Genomic DNA, 18,664 nt, shown 5'->3' on the forward strand with positions numbered 1-18,664 from the left:
TCTCGCTCGGCTCCCGGCGGCCCGCTGTCCCCGCGCTCACTCGTCGCGCCGGACGTACAGCGTCTTCTCGACCTCGGCGTGGACCACGCCGTCCTCGTCGACGAGGTCGACCTCGTAGACGCGGTCGGTCGACTCGCCCGGGGCGAGTTCCTCGCGGATGGCGTCGGTCTCGGATTCGGGCAGTTCGAATCGGGCGTGGAGGGTGGACTCGCCGGGCTCGCGGAACCGTATCTCGGCGGACTTGTCCCAGATGGTGAACTCGTCGCCCAGCGTCCGGATGAGCATCAGCATGTATATCGGGTCGACGGCGGCGTACATCGAGCCGCCGAAGATGGTGCCGACGTAGTTGCGCGTCCACAGCGACCGCGGGACGGCGACGTGGACCTCGCGCCAGTCCCGGCTGATGTACTTGACGCGCCCGCCGCCCAGCCGGTAGGCCGGGAAGAAATTGAACAGTCGCCGCTCCAGTCGCGTCCGGAGTGACTCGTCGCGCTCGCCGGGGAACGGGCCGGCGTGCTCGCCCGTGGTTGCCATCGCTACGCTGCTCGGCGAGCGGGCCGGAAAGCCCTGCCGGACGCCGCCTCCACGGACCGTGGGTGTCAAGCGTTATACCCCGGGCGCTGCCACCGGCGGACATGGTGGACCCGCGCGTCCGGACGGCGATGGAGCTACTGTTCGGCTACGAACGGGGGCGGAGCGGTATCTACCTCTCGTATGCCGCCATCGTCGCGGCGCTCGCGTTCGTCGTCACCGCCTCCGTCTGGGGTGGCCTCGCCGTGTTCGACTTCGAGCGGTTCCGCGCCGTCGGCCGGCCGCTCCTGCTCGGCATCTGTGCGCTGGCCGCGCTGCTGGCGGGGCTCCACGGCTACGCCAACGACGGCGTCGTCATCGGCGTCGCGGTGGCGCTCGCGCCGCTCGTCGGCCTCCTCGGGTGGGGCGCGGTCGCGGTGAACCTCGAACTGGCCACGCCGGGCGCGGGCCAGTCCGGCTTCGACCGCCTCGCCCTCCTGGGGCTCGTCGTCGGCAGCCTCCTCACCCTCGTCGGCACGCTGGTCGGGCGACTGACCAGCTCGGACCCGGCTCGGAACGTCCGCGAGGAGACGCCCATCGAGGTCGACTGAGGCGCGGCGGCACCTGTTCTCACGGTCGCAGGGGCTCTCCCGACCGACAGGGTGTTCTGTATGTGGGCAAGCAACTCTCCAAGATGCGCGACAAGTTATTAATTGTGGCCCTATATTTAAAAATTGGCATATATTCTTAAAATGGCCATATGGTATGTAATATCTGTTACAGGGACAGAACGATGTCGTGCTGTTCCGCTCTGGAGATGGCTGGAACGCAGCCGAGCCACTAGAGATTCCACGCCCGTTCCAGGGTCACACCCCACTCCTTAATATCTCGGTGCCCACCAGTTACTAACATGACCGTCGTGAGCATCTCGATGCCCGAGTCCCTCGTGAACCGGCTAGACGAGTTCGCTGAGGAACACGGCTACACCGGCCGGAGCGAGGTCGTCCGGGAGGGTGCCCGGAACCTGCTGAGCGAGTTCGAGAACAAGCGGCTGGAGGGGCGGAACCTGCTCGGCGTCGTCACCGTCGTGTTCAACTACGAGACCTCGAACGCCGAGGAGCGGATGATGCAACTGCGCCACGAGCACGAGTCGCTGGTCACCTCGAACGTCCACAACCACGTCGGCGACCACTACTGCATGGAGCTGTTCATCGTGGAGGGGTCGCTGGAGGAGATCTCCGGCTTCGTCGGGAAGGTCCGCGCCACGCAGGACACCCTCAGCGTCGACTACTCCGTCCTGCCGGTTGACGACTTCGACGGCGTGCTGGAGGAGGCGATGGCGGCCGCCGAGGACGGGGACGGGAGCGACGCCGACGGTGGGCACGACCACGGCCACTCCCACGACGACGATGACTGACGAGCCCGCGAGCCCGGCTGACACCCGGGCGAACACCCCCGGTGGGGGCGTCCGGCCGACGGCGCGGGACATCGAACCGGCCGCCCCCGACGAGTTCGGCCTCGTGCAGGCCTGGTGGGGCGACGGGAAGGGGAAGACGACGGCCGCGCTCGGGATGGCGATGCGCGCCGTCGGCCACGGCTACCGGGTCCACGTCCTGCAGTTCATGAAGGGGGGCGCGGATTCGGTGGAGGACGTCCGCGGCGAGTACAACGCCATCGCGGCGCTCCCGGGTTTCAGCTACGAGAACCTGGGGCACTACGGCTGGCACGCGATGCCCGACGGGAGCGAGGAGCGCGACCACTCGGCCGAGGCCGACGCGGGCCTGGACCGCGCTCGCGACCTCGTCGCGGCGGCAGCCGACGCGAACCTGTCGACACCGTTCGACCCGGACGCCGATGCCGACGAGGGGATGCACATGCTCGTGCTGGACGAGGTGCTCTACGCCGCCGAGCGCGAGCTGGTCGACCCGGCGGAGGTGGTGGAACTGGTCGAGTCCAAGCCCGATGACCTCGAACTCGTCCTGACCGGTGGGCACGCCCCGCCGGAGTTCCTCGGCGACGCTGCCGACCTCGTGAGCGAGGTCCGCAAGCATCGCCACCCCATCGACGCCGGGCAGCGAGCGCGGAAGGGCACCGAGTACTGACCCGGCCGCGGGCCGGCCCGGCGAGTGCGCGCCCGCCCGCAGGCACCGGGTCAGAGGAGTGGCGTACGGCGGTCCGGGTCCGCCGTGCGTCTGACGAACCGCCGGTCAGTGTGACCACCGTCTGACGGCCGACGAACGGTATGACACAAGGCCTATTACGGAGACAGCGCCCGGGTCGAGTGGAGGATGTGGGAGTCACACGCTCCGCTCCCCGACCGCTGCGGTCGGTAACGCGGACACACGCACACACACTCCCTTTCGTTCGCCCGCAGGGCCCTGCGGTGGCCCCGGGCGACCCGTATCACACCCCGCCAGCGGCGGGACCGTTCTAGAAGAGTTCGATCACGAACCGGACCACGCCGAGGAGCACCAGCACCCCGAGGAGGTAGGTCAGACCGACCACAACGTTGCGCTTCCAGCCGCCGGGGACGAACCCCGGAAGCAGCCGCAACGGGCAGGGTCCGGGCCTGGAGTCGCTGTCCTCGGTACCGCGGGTCGACGAGCGGCCGCGGAACGGTGCCATCAGCGTCAGGACGCTCATCATTACTCGGTCCCCTGATTCTGACGTTCGGCCGGTGTTGGCGTTGGCGTTGGTGTCTCGGCCGGTGTTGGCGTTGGCGTTGGTGTCTCGGCCGGTGTTGGCGTTGGCGTTGGTGTCTCGGCCGGTGTTGGCGTTGGCGTTGGTGTCTCGGCCGGTGTTGGCGTTGGCGTTGGTGTCTCGGCCGGTGTTGGCGTTGGCGTTGGTGTCTCGGCCGGTGTTGGCGTTGGCGTTGGTGTCTCGGCCGGTGTTGGCGTTGGCGTTGGTGTCTCGGCCGGTGTCGGTGTTGACGTCGATGTCTCGGCCGGTGTCTCCGTCCCTGTCGGTCTCACGTCTGCACTCGCCGTGATGCTCACCGTCTCGGTGTCGCCGAGGGTCGCGACGGTCGCGACGCCGCCGATTCCGGCAGCGATGAGGAACGTGGTCACCAGCAGCGCCAGCACTGTTCTCCGCGTTCGTGTCTCAGTCATCTGTGGACTCCTGTCCCCGCTCGGGTCCCGGGCGCGACGGGGGCGCGCTCGCACCGCCGGGGCGGTCGGTCTGTCGTTCGGGCTCGCGAGGACTGTCCTCGCCGGGGGAACGGGCGGCACGCGCCGCCAGCAGCCAGGTCACGGCGAGCAGCAGCAGGGCCATCACGGCTCCCGCCAGTATCATCGCGGACTCGACGCGGATCTCGTTGTACAGCATCCAGCCGCTGTAGGACGCCAGCACGACGAGGACCAGGAACGTGAGCCCGAGGTCCAGCGTCTTCACGCCGTAGACGGGCTGGGACTCGCCACCGCTGGCGGGCCCGGTGTCGGTCGTCGATGTCGTCCGGCGGGGTTCCGGCGGGGTGCCGGTCGTCGTCTGCGGTGTCGCGAGCGCCCGCGATGTCGGCGCCCTGGCGTCGTCCGTCTCCTCGACCACGCGCCGGATGGCGGGCCGGGTGGCGGTCGGCGCCTTCCGACGGCGTCGGGCCGCCGTGTAGCGCCAGCCCTCCGAGAGGACCAGCAGGCCGATGGGGACGACCACCAGCGACAGGATGCCGATGGGGGTGTTGGCGAACTGGACCACGTACCCGACGTACGGGAGGACCACCACGACCTCCCCGACCACGCTGTCCGGCCGGACGAGCGCGGGGTCGGGGTCCTCGTTGGCGTCGCCCATCGTCCGGAAGGCGACCCCCTGCTCGTCGGTCACGCGCTCGACCACCCGGTGGGTCGTCGGGATACCCCCACCGCGCTCGTACGTGATGACGTCACCCTTGCGGATGCTCGCGGCCGGGCCGGCGGCGACGACGACCGCGTCGCCGGCGGACATGTACGGCTCCATCGACCCCGAGAGAACGACGTAGCTCCGGTCGGCGCCGACCAGCTGTGGGACACCGAAGGCGGCGAACGGGGCTACCGCCGCCAGCACGACGACGAGCACCAGCGCACTCACGAGTGCGCGGTTCGCGCGCCGGACCGCGGCTGCGCCCTCGGCGGTCATCGGCCGCCCTCTGGGGCGTACAGCAGTCCCGCAGTGGCGTTGTCGACGAAGTCGGTCGGGTCGGCGTAGGTGGCCTCGGTCGGCCCACCCTTGATGACGACCTTGCAGAGGTCCGGTCCGACTGTACCGTCGCTGTTCAGGAGTTCGAACGCGACAGCGTACGTCTCCGTGTCGTTGTCCTTCAACTCGACCTCGGTGACCGCGAGGTCGTACTCGCTGTCCGCGCACGAGGGATCATCGCCGTCGTCCGGGAGGTCGTATCGCCCCTTGACGATGTAGCTGTCGTCGATGGTGTCCGGGTCGTAGTCCGGGTCCTCACCGACGACATCCAGGGCCCCGCCGCAGCGGTCGACGTACTTCCGGGAGACGTCCAGCTTCCCGAGCTTCGTGCAGGTGCCGTCGAGCCTGCCCCAGACCTCGATGAAGCTGATGCCCTTGTAGTCGGGCTGTTCCTCGGGCGGGTCGTCACAGCGCCGTCCGGGGGTCCCGGCGAACGGGTTCTCCTCGCCCGCGTGGTTGCGACACTGGGCCGCGACGAAGTCGATGTCGACGCGCACGTCGCCCTGCCCCTCGAAGGAGTCACGGAGGGCGTAGTCCAGCCGGAGGCAGACCGGGTCGTCGAGACAGGCCTGGTTCCCCGGCTGGCGGTTCGGCCGCGACCGGCCATCGAGGGCGAACCCCTCGCGGAAGGTCTCGACGAACTCGCGGAGCGAGCTCCAGGGTACCACCACTGCCCCGATGTCGCCGGTGGCGCAGTCGACGTACCGGAGCGTCATCCGGAGGTCGTCCACCAGGGTCCCGCTCGCCGCGATACACGATGGGCGGAACCAGGGATACGCCGGGTTGTTCGGCGACGCCTCGTTCCCCGTCTCCGGGAGCAGGAGTCGGAGGTCGACCTGCCCCTCGTCCCCGGGTTCCAGCTCGCCGAGGTCGAGGGTGAACCGGTCACCGTCGACGAGGCGCTCGCTGGCGCCGTTCACCGAGCTGGCGACGACGAGGTCGACGATGCCGGTCACGAACGTCCCGTCGAAGCGCTCGCGGTCGAACAGGCTGGCACCGGTCGAGAGGCCGACGAAGCCGCCGGTCGCGCCGACGGCCGTCATCGCCGCGAGCAGCTGTCGACGGCTCAGGCCGGCGACCGCGCGCTCGTCCGAGAGACCTGCACGGGAGCCCTGGTTCATCGCGACCCTCCGGTGAACGGGTTCTCCGCGCCACAGGACTGGCCGTGGAACCGCAGGTCGAAGCTGACGCCGTCGCCCTGGATGTGGTTCCCCGTCGCCTCGGGAAGCTCCCAGCGGAAGCCCACGCAGCGCGCGCTCCCCTGCGAGAGGCACTCGACGACCAGCTCGCCGTCGGCGAGGGGGTCGGTCGAGCTCACGGCCGCCAGCGAGTCGTTCGCGAGGCTGGTCTCGAAGCTTGAGTCGTAGTCTCCGTCACAGCCGGTCATGAACCCGCCGTCCTTCCAGACGCGGACATCGAGGGCGTCGGCCAGCTCGCCCGAGTTCGCGTCGCCGCTCCCTGGCCCGAGCGGGTCGTCCTCGCCCGCTGTGAGGGACTCGGGTTCGTTGACGCCGTTCTCGGCATTGCCGGTCAGCCCGACCTGGAGCCAGACGTCGACGCCCTCGTCGTCGGTCTCGACGGGCTGGGCCTCCAGCCCCACCACCAGCGTGCCCGAGTCGCCCGGGAGGACGTTCGGCAGGCTGACGACGGGGCCGGGGTCGTTCACGTAGGTCGGCTCGCTCTCGGGGTCGAAGACCGTGGTCCGATTGGTCTCGCCGGAGCTGTTGGTGCTCTCGGCGAACGGAGTACCGTCGGTGGTGTAGGTCTCGTACCACGCGACGCGGAGGCGGCGTTCGTCGGTGTCGCCGGGCGCGGCGTACGTGTACCGCGTGTAGGGTGGGTCGCGGGCTGTCGCGCGGGCGAGCCCCGCGCCGGCGAGCCCGGTGCCCACGCCGGCGACGCCGGCTGCGGCGAGTAGTTGGCGTCGTGTTAAGTGTGTCATACTGTGTGGTGTTCTCGCGTCGGTCGCGAGGGGCCGGGCGATGCCCGGTTCGACGCCCCCTCTTCGTCAGATGGGGGCATAGGTATGGGTCGCGTACAGCCGGATTACCGGCGGTACGGTGTCGTTACCGCCACTCATCGGACGGTTCAGCACCGTTCATCCAGCCGGTGAGCGGAGGTGTTCGGACGGCAACAGGGTGGGTCGCCTCAGGGAGCGACGAACCGCGGGTTGTCCAGCCCGCCGGTGTCGCTGCCGTTGACGAACTCACCGCGGATGCGGAGCGCCGTCAGGTCACCGAGCACGCTCGCGATCTCCGTCGGGGTCGCCGCAGACCCGCTGCTGGACCCGACGGTCCAGCCGGCGCTCGGGTCGAGGGGGATGTCGTACTCGGACCAGTCCGGCGTGACGTCGGGGAAGTCGGCCACGGAGTCGTACCGGTAGACGAGCGTCGTGCCGGCGCCCTCGAGGACGATGTCATCCCGGACCAGCGTCCCGTCCGGGGACTGCTGGAGGTCGTACGCCAGGCTCCCGCCCGCGAACGCGGACTGGTCGCCCAGGAACGATGCCGGGGCGTCGAAGTACCAGATGCCGCCGGTCGCGGTGTCGACGCCCTCCAGGTACGCCCCGGGGTTGCCACCGGAGCTGACGACCTGTGCGTCCGCGGTCGTGGCGTCACCGAACAGCTGCCAGCCGGCGTCGTCCTCGTCCTCGAAGTCCGTCTGGGGGGGCGCGGGCTGCTGGCTGCCGCCGTCGCCGGACCCGGAGTCACCACCGGACTCGTCCGTACACGGATTGTCCGTCCCGTCCGTATTGCGCGACTGGACGGCGTGGAAGTCGATGGCGAAGGCCAGCGTGTCGGACTGGACCTCGTTGCCGACCGCCGCCGGGAGCTCCCAGTCGAACCTGATGCAGGGGCCGGTGACGACGCCGGGCTCGCTGCTCGGCGGGTACGGCGTCTGGTCGCCGGGCACGGCGTCGACCGCGTCGGCGTTCAGCGCCTTCCCGCCCGCGAATGCGGCCAGCGCGCCCGCCAGCGTCACGCCGGAGGCGAGTTCGCCGCCCGCGATGGGCGTCCCGTTTTCCTCGGCGTAGTAGACGTCGACGAGGATCTCGTCGTCGAGTTCGCCGAGGCCGTCCGTGTCGGTCCCCTCGGCCGCCTCCTCGGGCTCGTTCTGGCCGTTCTCGGAATCGTCGGTCTGCTCGGTGCAGACCCACAGATACGCAGGGTTCGTGGTCAGCTCGAAACAGAACTGGAACCAGCCGCTGTCGCCGGGTTTCACGTCGTCGAGCGTGTAGAACAGCCCCGGCTCGCCGTCGACCACGCCGCTCGGGGTCGGGGCGAGGTTCTCGGCGGGCGCGCCGTTGTACTCGGAGTCGTAGTGGACCAGCAGGTCCAGCGTCCCGGCCGTGATGACGTTGTCCTCGAAGGATTCGCGGTCGTTGAACAGGGCCGAGGTGCCGAGGCCGGCGCCCGCGGAGGCGAGGCCGATGGCGCCGGCGCCGATGAGCAGCTTGCGCCGGGTCAGGTCGATGAGTCGGTCGTCGTGTGTCATGATGGGTCCCCGCCCGCGTGTGTGCAGCGGGGAACGCCGGGCGGCGGAGTCGAACCGCCGGGGCCGTCGTCGGCGCGAGCGCCGAGTGGGGGCCGGAACCGTCAGCCGGTGTGGGCGACCGCTCAGACGTCACGCACCGAGCAGGGGCAGTCGAGCCGCGCGCAGACGAACAGCCCGGTCGGGTTCGCCGGGTCCCCGCTCGGACTCGGGTTGTTCGTCACCTCGGCGCGCAGCGTGTGCGTGCCCGGGGTCGTGACGGCGGCCGAGTAGCTCGTCGGGTCCTGGAAGTCCGCCGGGTTGGCGTTGCCCAGGCCGGCGATCTGGACGCCGTCGAGCAGGAGTTGGCCGGTGTTGTCCGTCGCGAGCGCGCCCGACAGCGTGCAGGGGTTCTCGGTCGAGGTGGTCGCCGGCGCCACGAACGTCAGTTCGTAGACGTAGGAGCCCGCGGGCTGGTCGGTCTCTCCGTCGCCACCGTACGGGGTGATCCACTCGGCGTCGCAGTCCCCGGGTACGTCCGGGTCGTCCGGGTTGACGTTCGGGTACCACGCCGGGTGCGCCGTCACGACCTGCGCGGCGCCCGTCGTGCCGTCCGGGCTGGCGACGACCTGCCAGTCGGCGACGCCGGTCGAGAGCGAGGTCGTCGTCGGCTCGCAGCACGGGTTCTCGGTCCCATCGGTGTTGCGGGCCTGGACGGCGTGGAAGTCGATGTCGAACGCCACCGAGTCGGACTGGACCTCGTTGCCCACCCCGACCGGAAGCTCCCACTCGATGCAGAGGCAGGGTCCCGTCGTCACGCCGGGCTCGCTGCTGGCCGCGTAGGGCGATTGGTCGCCCGCCGGGACGGCCTCGGCGTCGGCGTTCAGCGGCGCCCCGGCCGCGTACGTCGCCAGGAACTCGGCGAGGCTCACGTCCGAGGCGATGGTGCCGTCGGAAATCGCCGCCCCGTCCTCGTCGCAGTAGAACGCGTCGACGAGAATCTCGTCGTCGAGTTCGCCGAGTCCGTCCGTGTCCGCGCCCTCGGTCTCCAGTTCGGGCTCGTTCTGGCCGTTCTCATCGTCCGCCGTCTGCTCGGTGCAGAACCAGAGGTAGGCGGGGTTCGTGTTCAGCTCGAAGCAGAACTCGATGGCGCCGCTGTCGCCGGGCTTCACGTCGTCGAGGGTGTAGAAGAGCGCCGCGGCGCCATCGGCGGTGCCCGAGGGGCTCTCCGCGAGGTTCTCCGCGGGCGCGCCGTTGTACACGGCGTCGTAGTGGACCAGCAGGTCCAGCGTCCCCGCGACGACGGTGTTCCCGTCGAAGGATTCGCGGTCGTTGAACAGCGCGGACGTGCCGAGGCCGGCGCCCGCCGAGGCGAGGCCGATGGCCCCCGCGCCGATGAGCAGTTTCCGTCGGGTCAGGTCGATGAGCTGGTTGTCGTTGGTCATGGTTCGTGTTCCCCTTGCGTGTCGGCGTGTCCCCACCGCTCGCGTGTCGGGGTGATGCCCGGGCGGCGGAGTCGAACCGCCGGGCCCGCCGCCGACGCCGTGTCGCCGCCGGGCCGGAACCGTCAGCCGGGTACCGGGGAGCGGGCCCGTCCGGGCGCCCCCCGTGGACGGTCGCAATCAGGCCGGAGCCGGACCGCTGCCGTCGTTGTTGCGCTCCTGCTCGGTGTAGAAGCCCAGGTCGAAGCCGATGGTATCGCCCTGGATCTCGTTGCCGACGTCGGCCGGGAGCTCCCACTTCAGCGCGACACAGTGCATCACGCCGTCGCCGCGGAACGCGTCCCGGTCGGGGTCGTTCGCGGGGTCGCTCAGCTCGTCGTAGATCGTCGCGCGGTTGCCGTCGAGCGGGATGCCGTTCCCGCTGGACAGCTCCGAGAGGACGTTCGCCAGCGAGTCCTCCATGATCTTCTTCTCGCCGACGAACCGCGCCGCGATGGCGCCGAACACCGACGGGATATTGAGCGGGTCGTCGACGTCGTTGAAGAACACCGGGTCGCCGCCGGAGCCGCCGGCGGGACCGGCCATCGACTGGAGCACGCTGTCGTTCCCGCTGCCGACGGAAATCGTGAAGACGTCCGTCGCGGGGGCCGGGGAGGCCGCCCGGGCGTCGTCCGCCGCCGCCGTCGGGGAGCTGAACGTCGTGGAGCCAGTGCCGTTGAACGACTCGCCGTCCGAGAGGACGATGTTGGCCGCACCGACGCCCGGCCGCCCGCCGGACGCGAGTTCGCTCTGCGCGTCGTCGACACCCTCGCCGATGTAGGTGCCGGTCGCGATGCCGCTCGCGTTCGAGAACGGGTCGGGGTCGCCGTCACCGTCCGTAGGGGTCGATCCGGGGCCGCTGCCGGTCACGAGGTTCGCGAGCTTCTGCCGGAGGCCGGAGAGTGCCCCGTCGACCGTCGACAGGCTCTGGGTGAGCGGCTGTAGGACGCCCGTCCGGGGAGCCGTGTCGTTGCTGCCCTCGCCGTCGAAGTATGCCACACCCACCTGCACGTCGGCGTTCTGCGCCTGCAGGTAGTCGATGAACTGGCGGGTGCCCTTCTCGACGAGGTCTATCTTCGTCGTCTCGTTGTAGGTCGTGCCGTTGATCGTGATGTTGTCGGTGCTGACGACGCCGCCGTACTGGTCGTACAGCATGGAGCCGGAGAAGTCCAGCGTCAGCATGATGTCGGCGGGCTCAGCGGGGTCGTAGACGTTGTCGCAGTCCTCGTCGTACCAGAGGGTGGCCTGGATGGCCTGGCCGAGGTCGCCGAGGTTGTCGGAGTCGACGATGAGTTCGGGCTCGGCAGCGATGCCGCCGTCCTCGCTGACGTTGCCGGCCTGCATCCAGATGTAACCGGGGTTGTCACAGAGGTGGAGCGAGAAGGTGATCTCGCCCTCGTCGCCGGGTTTCACGTCGCGAAGCTGGACCAGCGTGTCGTTGGCCTCGCCCGTGATGGGGTCAGAGCCGTAGCTCGCTTCCGAGAGCGGCGGGATGTTCTCGCAGTTCAGCGTCGGGATGTTCGCGCCGTTGCTGTTCTCGTCGTCCTCGTCCGGGAAGTCGCTGTACCTGACAAAGCCGGCGTCGTTGTCCGCCGGGATGGACTGCTCGCCGTCGCCGTCGTGGTCCGGGTGGGCGTTGACGAAGACCGTCTGGTCCTCGACGCCGTCGAAGTACGCGTAGTGCTGCTGCCAGTCGACCAGCAGGTCGAGTTCGCCGGCCACGATGGAGTTGCCGGTGAAGCTCTCCGTGTCGCGGAACAGCGCGGACGTACCGAGTCCGGCGCCCGCGGACGCGAGGCCGATGGCGCCGGCTCCGATGAGCATCTGGCGCCGGGTCAGGTTGATCAGTTGGTTGTCTTGGGTCATTGTGTGGTGTGTGTGCCCCCGGGCAGTGTGAGTTGGTTACCCCCGCCGGGGGACGGTGCCGGGCGAGCGGCCCGGCGCGCTGGTTATCAAGCTATCAGTTCGTCGAGGTCGGGGTCGGGGTCGGGGTCGACGTCGTGAACGGGTCCGGGTTGTTGCGGACCTGCTCGGTGTCGAACACCAGATCGAACGTGATCGAGTCGCCCTGAATCTCGTTGCCGACCGCGGCCGGAATCTCCAGCAGGAGGCAGAAACTCACCATACCGGCACCGACGACCGGCTCGCCGGTCTCGTCGTCGTAGCCGACCTGGAGCAGGTTGCCGTCGTTGTCACGGAGGACCTGCCCGCTGGACAGGAAGCTGCCGAACTCGTTGACCGTCGGGTAGTCCATGTCGGACTGGACCGTCTGGCCGTAGTCAGAAGCGGTGAAGTCGTCCTGTTCGACCTCGGCGTACGGGTCGGGGACGAAGACGCCGCCCTCGTCGTTGGTCCAGCCGTCGAGGCCGGACAGGTCCGCCTTCGAGCCGCCCGGGGAGCCGTCGGTCGGGCCGCTGTAGGACTGCCAGAGCGACGCGAGCATCGCGTCGCCCAGGTCCGCGTCGTTGTCCGCGTCGCCCTCGGCTTCCTGCTCGGGCTCGGGGTTCGGGCCGCCCTCGTTGGTGACGCCGCCGGGCACGGAGACCTGGACGTAGCCGGGGTTGGTCTGGTTCTCGATGTCGAAGCAGACGATCATCCAGTCGCCGGGTTTCACGTCGTCCACGGCGAAGGTGACGGCTGCTCCGTCCGCAACGTCGGATTGCCCGAGAACGCCGGTCTGGTCCGCCCAGTAGTCGTTGGCCGCCACGATGGTCCCGGTGACGCTCATGTCGAGCGTCCCCGCGGTGATGGAGTTCCCGGTGAACTCCTCGGTGTCGCTGAACAGGGCGGAGGTGCCCAGCCCGGCACCGGCCGAAGCGAGACCGACCGCGCCCATGCCCGCGAGGACCTTCCGGCGCGAGAGGTTGTACAGCTGCGAGTCGTTTCCGATGTCGTCGTTGTTGCTCATTTGTGTGTTTCTCCCCGGCGGCGTGTCCGGTCCGGTCCCGGCGACCGTGTCGGCGGATCGCTTCCGGTTGCTTCCCTCTGGGAGGGTGGTGGTGTTAGACATGGAGTCGGTACCGCACCCGCATCGGCTGCCCGAATAGTACACTACCGGCCATTGAACGTACGGTCAGCTGGTGACAGAACACGGTAGCCCGTTCATACTCGCAGGGGTGGAACCGTTCATCACGCCGGAGTTCGGCGGTAGAGAGACCGTACTCGGAGATAGGCAGACCATGTCTATACCCCCGCGGGACAATCATCGTTCGATTGCAGTACCCCGTGTCACCAACCGCAGGTAGGGGGGAGCAGAAGATGAACACGAGACACCAGACAGGGGACGGCGCATCGACCGGGAACCCGGAACCGGGGAGAGCGCTCCCGGGAGGTGGCCGACCGTGAGTGACATCGAGAGGGCGGGCGGACTCACGGGCCGCTTCCGGCGCCGGCTCCCGGCCCACGAGGTCCACGAGGTCCTGAGCAGCACGCGCCGGTCGGCCGCGCTGTCGTACCTCCGGCGAGAGGGCGAGACCAGCGTGCAGGCGCTCTCGGAGGCCGTCGCGACCGCCGAGACGGGGGCCCGCCCGGCGCCGCGGGATGTCCGGCTCAGCGTCTACAACTCGCTGGTCGGGACGCACCTGCCCAAGCTGGCCGCGCTCGGTCTCGTCGACTACGATGTCGAGCACAAGCGGATCCGGGCGCTTCCCGCCGCGCGCCAGGTGACCAGCCACACCCGTGTCCTGACGGGCCTGGGAATCACCTGGGTGGGGTACTACCGCGCGCTGGGTATCGTCGGCCTGTTCCTCGTGGTGGCGTCGCTCGCGGGCGTCCCGGTGCTGTCGGCGGTGGACCCGCTCGTGCCGGCGACGCTCGCACTCGCCGCGTTCGCCGTCTCGGGCGTCTACCAGCTCTGGATCGAGCGGCGGCGGGCCCACCGGACGTTCCAGGGCCAGTAGCTGACGTCCGGAGCTGGAACGACATAGTGTCCGGAATCGGGGAGTAAAGAACAGTTACGTGCTGTCTTCGGCGGAATGGGTTTTTATACCCGGGGCGCATCAGGTAGGACAATGGAGCAGTAGATGAGTAGTGATAACATACCTGCTGATTGGGTGGACAGGGGAGAGGACCGCGCCGCATCGGTAGCGGCCGGTGGGACGCTGGCCAGCGACGGTGGGACGGCTGCGGCGGTCACTACCACCGAGGTGACGGAGGCTCCCGTCATCGCTCCCGAGGTGGTTTTCGAGGTGCTGAGCAACGAGCGCCGCCGCTACGTCCTCCATCACCTCAAGGCAGAGGACGAGCGGGTCACGGTCCGTGACCTCTCGGAACAGGTCGCCGCCTGGGAGAACGACATCGAGATCGCCGCGGTGACGCCCAAGGAGCGCAAACGTGTCTACACGGCGCTCCACCAGACACACCTGCCGAAGATGGCCGAGGTGGGCGTCATCGACTACGACCGCGACCGCGGGACGCTGTCGTTGACCGAGTCCGTCGGCGCGTTCGACATCTACCTGGAGATCGTCCCGGAGCGTGACCTGTCGTGGGGCGAACTCTCCCTCGCGCTGGGGAGTTTCGCGACGGCGCTCGTGGCGGCGGTGGCACTGGGGGTCTACCCGTTCACCCTGCTCCCGGATATCGCCTACGCCGCGATCATCGCGGCCGGGTGGCTCGCCGTCGGCGTGGTCCACACCTACCTCCAGCGTTCGGACCGCCTCGGTGGTGGCGACCCGACGGACCTGTCGGAGTCGCTCCGCCCGCCGGACTGACGCCGGGGGCAGTCGCCAGCCCATATGCCCGTTAATGCGCCGTTAAAGCCCATCTGTCGACCGGTCACGGGAGCGTGTTCATATCCTCCGTCGTCCATTGGGTGGATATGTTCGAAAACATCACACCGCTGTTCTTCGGCCTGCCGGGCGGTCCCGAGATGCTGGTCGTCCTCCTGCTGGTCGTCCTCCTGTTCGGGGCCGACCGGCTGCCGAAGCTGGCCCGGTCGTCCGGGGAGGCGATGGGCGAGTTCCAGAAGGGCCGCCAGGCGGTCGAGACCGAGATCCGGGGCGCCCGCGACCGGACACTGGCCGACGAGGACGCGGCCGACACCGTTACCGAGACGGAGTCGGTCTGAGAACACGATTCCGTGACGGAGCTGCTTCTTCGACCGCGTCGCCACGTTCGACACCCGTGGCTCGGCTTCAGACCGGGAGCAGGCCGTAGAGGGTGACCATCATCCCGAGATAGAGCGCCCCGTTGATGACGGTCGCGAGCGCGGCCGTCTTGACCGACAGGGAGACGTACGTCTGCTGGTCGAGCCACTCTGTCAGCGTCTGCGGGTCGCGCCGCTCGACGGCTCCGGGCGACCGCTTCGCGTCCATCGTCCGGATGTGCTCGGACGCGGACGACTCGTCGGAGGCCGGCGCGGTCGCCGCCGCGGTCGGTTCTGGTCCGGGGCCGACAGGTGCGGTCGTTGCGGCCGCTGCGGTCGACTCGGGCTCCGGTTCGGGGCTGGGAGCCGGCTGGACCGCCCGCACTGTGGGCCCGGACGGCCGGCGTGGGGCGGGCCGGATGGCCGGAGTCGTGGGCTGGGCGTTCGTCCGAGGGCGCCGCTCGACCGCGGCCGCCGCCGGTTCGACCGTTCGTGGTGCAGGGGTGACCGCCGGCGTGGTCGGGCGCTCGATACGTCGTGGGCGGAGCGTGGCGGCCGGCGTGGCGCCGTCTTCCGTCGACCGCGGGGCTGGTTCGACCGCAGGCGTCGCCGCTGCCGGGGCCGAGCGGGGCATCGAGGACCGACCCGCCGTCTCGGTTCCCTCGGTGGCCGGCCGGAACCCGCTCTCGGTGAAGGCGTCGTCCGGGTCAGTGCGCCCTCCTGTCTCCCACTCGAACGTCACCTCGTCGACACCCTCGCCCGGGTGGGCGAACCCCTCGCAGGAGTGGTGCGGGAGGTCGTGGTCGGCACAGAACTCGCGACCACAGTACCCGCAGGTGAACAGGATGACGTCCGCCGCGCCACAGGTGGCACACTGGTCCGACATCGTTCGAGTGTCTGGGCCCGACCGACTTCAACCCATACGGACCGTTCAGTCGGGAACTAGTTGAAAAATATCCGGGTATACCTGGGTCTCGATTCTTGAGCTGGGGGCGAACCGCCCGGCCGGGCGCCGGCGGGACACGCCGCAAGGGCCACCCATAAGCGCCCCGGCGTTGAACGGCCGATATGGCTGACGCGCCGAAGCGAGAGAACATCGGCAACGCGAAACTGAAAGCGGTGTACCGCCAGGGGATGCTGGAGGACAACCCGCCGGACCTCCCCACGTCGTTCGAGGATATCCGCGACGCGGCGTGGGAGAACATGAGCGAGGAGGGGCGGGCCTACGTCCACGGCGGCGCGGGCAGCGACGAGACGTTCGAGCGGGGCAAGGACTTCTCGAAGTACCGTATCGTCCCGCGGATGCTGCGCGGCGTCGCCGAGCGCGACCTCTCGGTCGAGCTGCTGGGTGAGGAGATGGACTGGCCGCTGATGATCACGCCGCTCGGGGTCCAGACCCTGCTCCACGAGGACGCCGAGCACGCGACGGCCGCCGCCGCCGAGGACCTGAACGTCCCGCTCATCCTCTCCTCGCTGTCGTCGACGCCGATGGAGGAGGTCGCCGAGGCGATGCCGAACACGCCCAAGTGGTTCCAGTTCTACTGGTCCTCGGACCGTGACGTGGCCCGGTCGTTCCTGAACCGCGCGGAGGAGGCCGGTTACGACGCCATCGTCCTCACCGTCGACGCGCCGACGCTGGGCTGGCGCGAGCGCCTCATCGACCGCGGCTACTACCCATTCATGGCGGGCGAGGGGGTCGCGAACTACTTCTCGGACCCGGCGTTCCGCGACTCGCTCGAGAAGCCGCCCGAGGAGGACCCCGATGCCGCCGTCGACCACTTCCTCGACATCTTCGGCGATTCGTCGCTGACGTGGGACGACCTCTCGTTCGTCTTCGAGAACACGGACCTCCCGGTCGTCATCAAGGGCGTGCTCCACCCGGAGGACGCACGCCTCGCCATCGACCACGGTGCTGCGGCCGTGGACGTCTCCACCCACGGTGGCCGGCAGGTCGACGGCTCCATCACCGCCATCGAGGCGCTCCCGGACGTGGTCGAGGAGGTCGACGGCGAGGTGCCCGTGCTGTTCGACTCGGGCGTGCGCCGGGCCTCGGACGCGTTCAAGGCGCTCGCGCTGGGTGCGGACTCGGTGCTGCTCGGCCGGCCGTACGCGTACGGGCTGGCGATGGCCGGGCAGGAGGGGGTGCGCCACGTCCTGGAGAACTTCCTCGCCGAACTCGACCTCACGATGGGGCTGGCCGGCTGTTCCAGTATCGAGGATATCGACCCCGACAAGCTGCGACACGAGCGGGAGCTGTAGGCACAAGTCTGTTACTTCCAATATAGTGTTACAATTTGAATATTTATCCGGAATGTGGGGGGTTTGACTATGGATTCCTGTATTTCGTACTGGTGGCCCTCTCCAAAGACTGAACGCGACTCTCAACCATCCACGGGCCGGGAGCGCGTGGCTCGCGCTAGCGAGCCCGCACGACCTGGGGAAGGGCAGGGTCGCCGCTTCGTGACATCTTCTACATTCCTGGTGGAATCGAAGGGCGAGCGCTCCTCGACGAAGGCGGCCGACGTAAGCACCGCAGGCCGAACGAAGTGAGGCCGAGGCGCGCAGCGAGGCCTCCGAGTCGAGAGCGTGAGGGCTTCGGATGCGGTTCCGTCGCCGTAGAACGGGAAGGTGTCGTAGCTCTGCTGAAACACTCGAGAGTCTGTCAGAACTGTGGTGGCCGACTCAGTGAGTTCAGCAAGGCCAATGCCAACCTGTGAGCGAGCCCATGAACATCTGGAGATGAATTGTTAGACCGGCTCGATGACGGAGGGTAGGCCCGAAGACATTTATCTGGGTGGAGAAATCTGGAACTATGAATTCGCCCTCCCGTCGTCGGTTTCTGGCCGCCCTCGCGGGTGCAAGTACATGGGGTGTTCAGCACTCCTCTCGGACCGAGCGTCGGTTGATCTGGCTATCTTCAGCCACCTCGATGAACCTCACGAGGTCCGGCTTCGTCTGTTTCGAAGTGATAGAGAGGCGAGATACGAAGCGAAGGTCTACGATAAGACGCTCTCGATAGAAGCGCAAGGAGAAGTCGAGCGTGAGGATTTTGTTCCCAACCGGCAGTACGAGATCCGCTTCACAGTATCCACATCTTCAGACGGCAGAACAACGCAGGAGGACCACGTCCACTACTACCCGGTTCGAGGGAAGGAGGAGCCGTATATGGCGTTTGATCTCGACCCTGGTGGAGTGATGCGGATGCGGTGAGCGGACACACATTTTCGAGCATTGGTACTTGCGCCTCGGTTTTACGCGACCTGCTGAATATGCGCCCTAGGTCGGTCACGAGCACTGAAACCCCTCACCGGCTGAGGGTTTCAACAGAGCCGGTGTCGTGTAGCTCACCACGGCTGTCCCCATCCTACTGCACCCTCCGAAAACGGCGGGAACGGTTCTCGAAATCCTTTTACGCGCTTCGGAACGATTCACGCACAACGAACCATGGATATCGACATCATCTCCGAGGAAGCGAACCCGATGCTGCATCGGACGGACGTGCGGTTCGAGATCGTCCACGAGGACGCGAGTCCGTCGCGGCTCTCCGTGCGCGACTCGCTCGCGGCCAAGCTCAACAAGGACTCCGACGAGGTCGTCGTCCACAAGCTCGACACCAAGTTCGGGATGCGAAAGACCGTCGGCTACGCGAAGGTCTACGACAGCCCGGAGAACGCCGCGGAGATCGAGCAGGACTACATGCTCGACCGGAACAAAATCGGCGCCGAAGCGGAGGACGCCGACGCCGAAGCCGAGGAGGCCTGATTAGATGCGCTCGGAGTACTACAACGACGACGGTACACACGCCAAAGAGCAGTGCCCGCGCTGCGGGGACGCCTTCCTCGCCGACCACGACGACCGCAAGCACTGCGGTCGCTGCTCGTACACCGAGTGGAAGTAGGGCCGGCCGTTCGCGCCCACGGTTCTCCGATTCTCGCCCCCATAGCGGCGT

General features: G+C 68.5%; 20 protein-coding genes. 10 read left to right on the forward strand and 10 right to left on the reverse strand.

All coding sequences use genetic code 11. The annotated features are described in order from the left end of the window. Nucleotides 1-36: 36 nt before the first annotated feature. Nucleotides 37-534 carry a DUF4442 domain-containing protein gene (locus NL115_RS08675; RefSeq protein ID WP_254832787.1) on the reverse strand — a complete coding sequence of 166 codons (498 nt, stop codon included), beginning with the start codon at nucleotides 532-534 and terminating at the stop codon, nucleotides 37-39. A 101-nt stretch (nucleotides 535-635) separates the two neighbouring features. Here NL115_RS08675 and NL115_RS08680 point away from each other — a divergent pair, with 101 nt between their 5' ends. From NL115_RS08680 to NL115_RS08690, 3 genes are all read left to right on the forward strand, one after another. Next, a complete protein-coding gene (locus NL115_RS08680) occupies nucleotides 636-1,121 on the forward strand; it encodes a hypothetical protein (RefSeq protein WP_254832788.1) in 486 nt (161 codons plus the stop codon). A 299-nt stretch (nucleotides 1,122-1,420) separates the two neighbouring features. Further along, nucleotides 1,421-1,927: a CopG family ribbon-helix-helix protein gene (locus tag NL115_RS08685; protein ID WP_350355297.1), complete on the forward strand. Its 507-nt coding sequence runs from the start codon at nucleotides 1,421-1,423 to the stop codon at nucleotides 1,925-1,927. After that, entirely contained in the window at nucleotides 1,920-2,612 is a 693-nt protein-coding gene (locus NL115_RS08690) for a cob(I)yrinic acid a,c-diamide adenosyltransferase (protein WP_254832789.1), read from the forward strand. Before NL115_RS08685 ends, NL115_RS08690 begins: the two co-directional genes overlap by 8 nt. 328 nt (nucleotides 2,613-2,940) lie before the next feature. Here NL115_RS08690 and NL115_RS08695 read toward each other — a convergent pair whose 3' ends face one another. From NL115_RS08695 to NL115_RS08730, 8 genes are all read right to left on the reverse strand, one after another. Further along, a complete protein-coding gene (locus NL115_RS08695; RefSeq protein ID WP_254832790.1) occupies nucleotides 2,941-3,153 on the reverse strand; it encodes a hypothetical protein in 213 nt (70 codons plus the stop codon). 459 nt (nucleotides 3,154-3,612) lie between these two features. Then, entirely contained in the window at nucleotides 3,613-4,620 is a 1,008-nt protein-coding gene (locus tag NL115_RS08700; protein ID WP_254832791.1) for a signal peptidase I, read from the reverse strand. Next, nucleotides 4,617-5,801 (reverse strand): hypothetical protein, encoded by a 1,185-nt coding sequence (locus NL115_RS08705; RefSeq protein ID WP_254832792.1) that lies wholly within the window; start codon nucleotides 5,799-5,801, stop codon nucleotides 4,617-4,619. The genes NL115_RS08700 and NL115_RS08705 overlap by 4 nt, the downstream gene beginning before the upstream one ends. Beyond that, a complete protein-coding gene (locus tag NL115_RS08710; protein ID WP_254832793.1) occupies nucleotides 5,798-6,622 on the reverse strand; it encodes a hypothetical protein in 825 nt (274 codons plus the stop codon). The genes NL115_RS08705 and NL115_RS08710 overlap by 4 nt, the downstream gene beginning before the upstream one ends. 206 nt (nucleotides 6,623-6,828) lie before the next feature. Continuing rightward, nucleotides 6,829-8,175: a laminin B domain-containing protein gene (locus NL115_RS08715; RefSeq protein WP_254832794.1), complete on the reverse strand. Its 1,347-nt coding sequence runs from the start codon at nucleotides 8,173-8,175 to the stop codon at nucleotides 6,829-6,831. A 122-nt stretch (nucleotides 8,176-8,297) separates the two neighbouring features. Further along, the gene (locus tag NL115_RS08720; RefSeq protein WP_254832795.1) at nucleotides 8,298-9,596 is read right to left on the reverse strand and encodes a SipW-dependent-type signal peptide-containing protein; all 1,299 of its coding nucleotides are present in this window, start codon (nucleotides 9,594-9,596) and stop codon (nucleotides 8,298-8,300) included. Between the two features lie 177 nt (nucleotides 9,597-9,773). Further along, entirely contained in the window at nucleotides 9,774-11,498 is a 1,725-nt protein-coding gene (locus NL115_RS08725) for a vWA domain-containing protein (RefSeq protein ID WP_254832796.1), read from the reverse strand. A 94-nt stretch (nucleotides 11,499-11,592) separates the two neighbouring features. After that, nucleotides 11,593-12,540, reverse strand: coding sequence for a SipW-dependent-type signal peptide-containing protein (locus NL115_RS08730; protein ID WP_254832797.1), 948 nt, complete (start codon nucleotides 12,538-12,540; stop codon nucleotides 11,593-11,595). 433 nt (nucleotides 12,541-12,973) lie between these two features. Here NL115_RS08730 and NL115_RS08735 point away from each other — a divergent pair, with 433 nt between their 5' ends. The 3 genes from NL115_RS08735 to tatA all read left to right on the forward strand — a co-directional run bounded on the left by NL115_RS08735 (nucleotide 12,974) and on the right by tatA (nucleotide 14,697). Beyond that, entirely contained in the window at nucleotides 12,974-13,531 is a 558-nt protein-coding gene (locus NL115_RS08735) for a DUF7344 domain-containing protein (protein WP_254832798.1), read from the forward strand. Nucleotides 13,532-13,654: 123 nt separating this feature from the next. Continuing rightward, complete coding sequence (locus tag NL115_RS08740; protein ID WP_254832799.1) at nucleotides 13,655-14,341, forward strand: DUF7344 domain-containing protein; 687 nt, start codon at nucleotides 13,655-13,657, stop codon at nucleotides 14,339-14,341. A 107-nt stretch (nucleotides 14,342-14,448) separates the two neighbouring features. Continuing rightward, nucleotides 14,449-14,697: a twin-arginine translocase TatA/TatE family subunit gene (gene tatA, locus NL115_RS08745; protein WP_254832800.1), complete on the forward strand. Its 249-nt coding sequence runs from the start codon at nucleotides 14,449-14,451 to the stop codon at nucleotides 14,695-14,697. Nucleotides 14,698-14,764: 67 nt separating this feature from the next. Here tatA and NL115_RS08750 read toward each other — a convergent pair whose 3' ends face one another. Then, nucleotides 14,765-15,601, reverse strand: a complete 837-nt coding sequence (locus NL115_RS08750; RefSeq protein WP_254832801.1) for a hypothetical protein — start codon at nucleotides 15,599-15,601, stop codon at nucleotides 14,765-14,767. Between the two features lie 182 nt (nucleotides 15,602-15,783). Here NL115_RS08750 and NL115_RS08755 point away from each other — a divergent pair, with 182 nt between their 5' ends. The 4 genes from NL115_RS08755 to NL115_RS08770 all read left to right on the forward strand — a co-directional run bounded on the left by NL115_RS08755 (nucleotide 15,784) and on the right by NL115_RS08770 (nucleotide 18,613). Continuing rightward, a complete protein-coding gene (locus NL115_RS08755; protein ID WP_254832802.1) occupies nucleotides 15,784-16,974 on the forward strand; it encodes an alpha-hydroxy-acid oxidizing protein in 1,191 nt (396 codons plus the stop codon). A 501-nt stretch (nucleotides 16,975-17,475) separates the two neighbouring features. Next, a complete protein-coding gene (locus NL115_RS08760; protein ID WP_254832803.1) occupies nucleotides 17,476-17,925 on the forward strand; it encodes a hypothetical protein in 450 nt (149 codons plus the stop codon). 234 nt (nucleotides 17,926-18,159) lie between these two features. Then, a complete protein-coding gene (locus NL115_RS08765) occupies nucleotides 18,160-18,477 on the forward strand; it encodes a 30S ribosomal protein S24e (RefSeq protein WP_254832804.1) in 318 nt (105 codons plus the stop codon). A 4-nt stretch (nucleotides 18,478-18,481) separates the two neighbouring features. Then, on the forward strand, nucleotides 18,482-18,613 hold the full coding sequence (locus NL115_RS08770) for a 30S ribosomal protein S27ae (protein WP_254832805.1): 132 nt from the start codon (nucleotides 18,482-18,484) through the stop codon (nucleotides 18,611-18,613). Nucleotides 18,614-18,664 lie beyond the last annotated feature (51 nt).

Source organism: Haloglomus salinum (genome assembly GCF_024298825.1).
In the GTDB taxonomy this organism is placed as follows: Archaea; Halobacteriota; Halobacteria; order Halobacteriales; family Haloarculaceae; genus Haloglomus; species Haloglomus salinum.

Excerpts from the sequence above, each read along its gene's own strand:
- NL115_RS08675 (WP_254832787.1), bottom strand. The coding sequence starts at position 534 with ATGGCAACCACGGGCGAGCACGCCGGCCCGTTCCCCGGCGAGCGCGAC.
- NL115_RS08680 (WP_254832788.1), top strand. The coding sequence starts at position 636 with ATGGTGGACCCGCGCGTCCGGACGGCGATGGAGCTACTGTTCGGCTAC.
- NL115_RS08685 (WP_350355297.1), top strand. The coding sequence starts at position 1,421 with ATGACCGTCGTGAGCATCTCGATGCCCGAGTCCCTCGTGAACCGGCTA.
- NL115_RS08690 (WP_254832789.1), top strand. The coding sequence starts at position 1,920 with ATGACTGACGAGCCCGCGAGCCCGGCTGACACCCGGGCGAACACCCCC.
- NL115_RS08695 (WP_254832790.1), bottom strand. The coding sequence starts at position 3,153 with ATGAGCGTCCTGACGCTGATGGCACCGTTCCGCGGCCGCTCGTCGACC.
- NL115_RS08700 (WP_254832791.1), bottom strand. The coding sequence starts at position 4,620 with ATGACCGCCGAGGGCGCAGCCGCGGTCCGGCGCGCGAACCGCGCACTC.
- NL115_RS08705 (WP_254832792.1), bottom strand. The coding sequence starts at position 5,801 with ATGAACCAGGGCTCCCGTGCAGGTCTCTCGGACGAGCGCGCGGTCGCC.
- NL115_RS08710 (WP_254832793.1), bottom strand. The coding sequence starts at position 6,622 with ATGACACACTTAACACGACGCCAACTACTCGCCGCAGCCGGCGTCGCC.
- NL115_RS08715 (WP_254832794.1), bottom strand. The coding sequence starts at position 8,175 with ATGACACACGACGACCGACTCATCGACCTGACCCGGCGCAAGCTGCTC.
- NL115_RS08720 (WP_254832795.1), bottom strand. The coding sequence starts at position 9,596 with ATGACCAACGACAACCAGCTCATCGACCTGACCCGACGGAAACTGCTC.
- NL115_RS08725 (WP_254832796.1), bottom strand. The coding sequence starts at position 11,498 with ATGACCCAAGACAACCAACTGATCAACCTGACCCGGCGCCAGATGCTC.
- NL115_RS08730 (WP_254832797.1), bottom strand. The coding sequence starts at position 12,540 with ATGAGCAACAACGACGACATCGGAAACGACTCGCAGCTGTACAACCTC.
- NL115_RS08740 (WP_254832799.1), top strand. The coding sequence starts at position 13,655 with ATGAGTAGTGATAACATACCTGCTGATTGGGTGGACAGGGGAGAGGAC.
- tatA (WP_254832800.1), top strand. The coding sequence starts at position 14,449 with ATGTTCGAAAACATCACACCGCTGTTCTTCGGCCTGCCGGGCGGTCCC.
- NL115_RS08750 (WP_254832801.1), bottom strand. The coding sequence starts at position 15,601 with ATGTCGGACCAGTGTGCCACCTGTGGCGCGGCGGACGTCATCCTGTTC.
- NL115_RS08755 (WP_254832802.1), top strand. The coding sequence starts at position 15,784 with ATGGCTGACGCGCCGAAGCGAGAGAACATCGGCAACGCGAAACTGAAA.
- NL115_RS08760 (WP_254832803.1), top strand. The coding sequence starts at position 17,476 with ATGACGGAGGGTAGGCCCGAAGACATTTATCTGGGTGGAGAAATCTGG.
- NL115_RS08765 (WP_254832804.1), top strand. The coding sequence starts at position 18,160 with ATGGATATCGACATCATCTCCGAGGAAGCGAACCCGATGCTGCATCGG.
- NL115_RS08770 (WP_254832805.1), top strand. The coding sequence starts at position 18,482 with ATGCGCTCGGAGTACTACAACGACGACGGTACACACGCCAAAGAGCAG.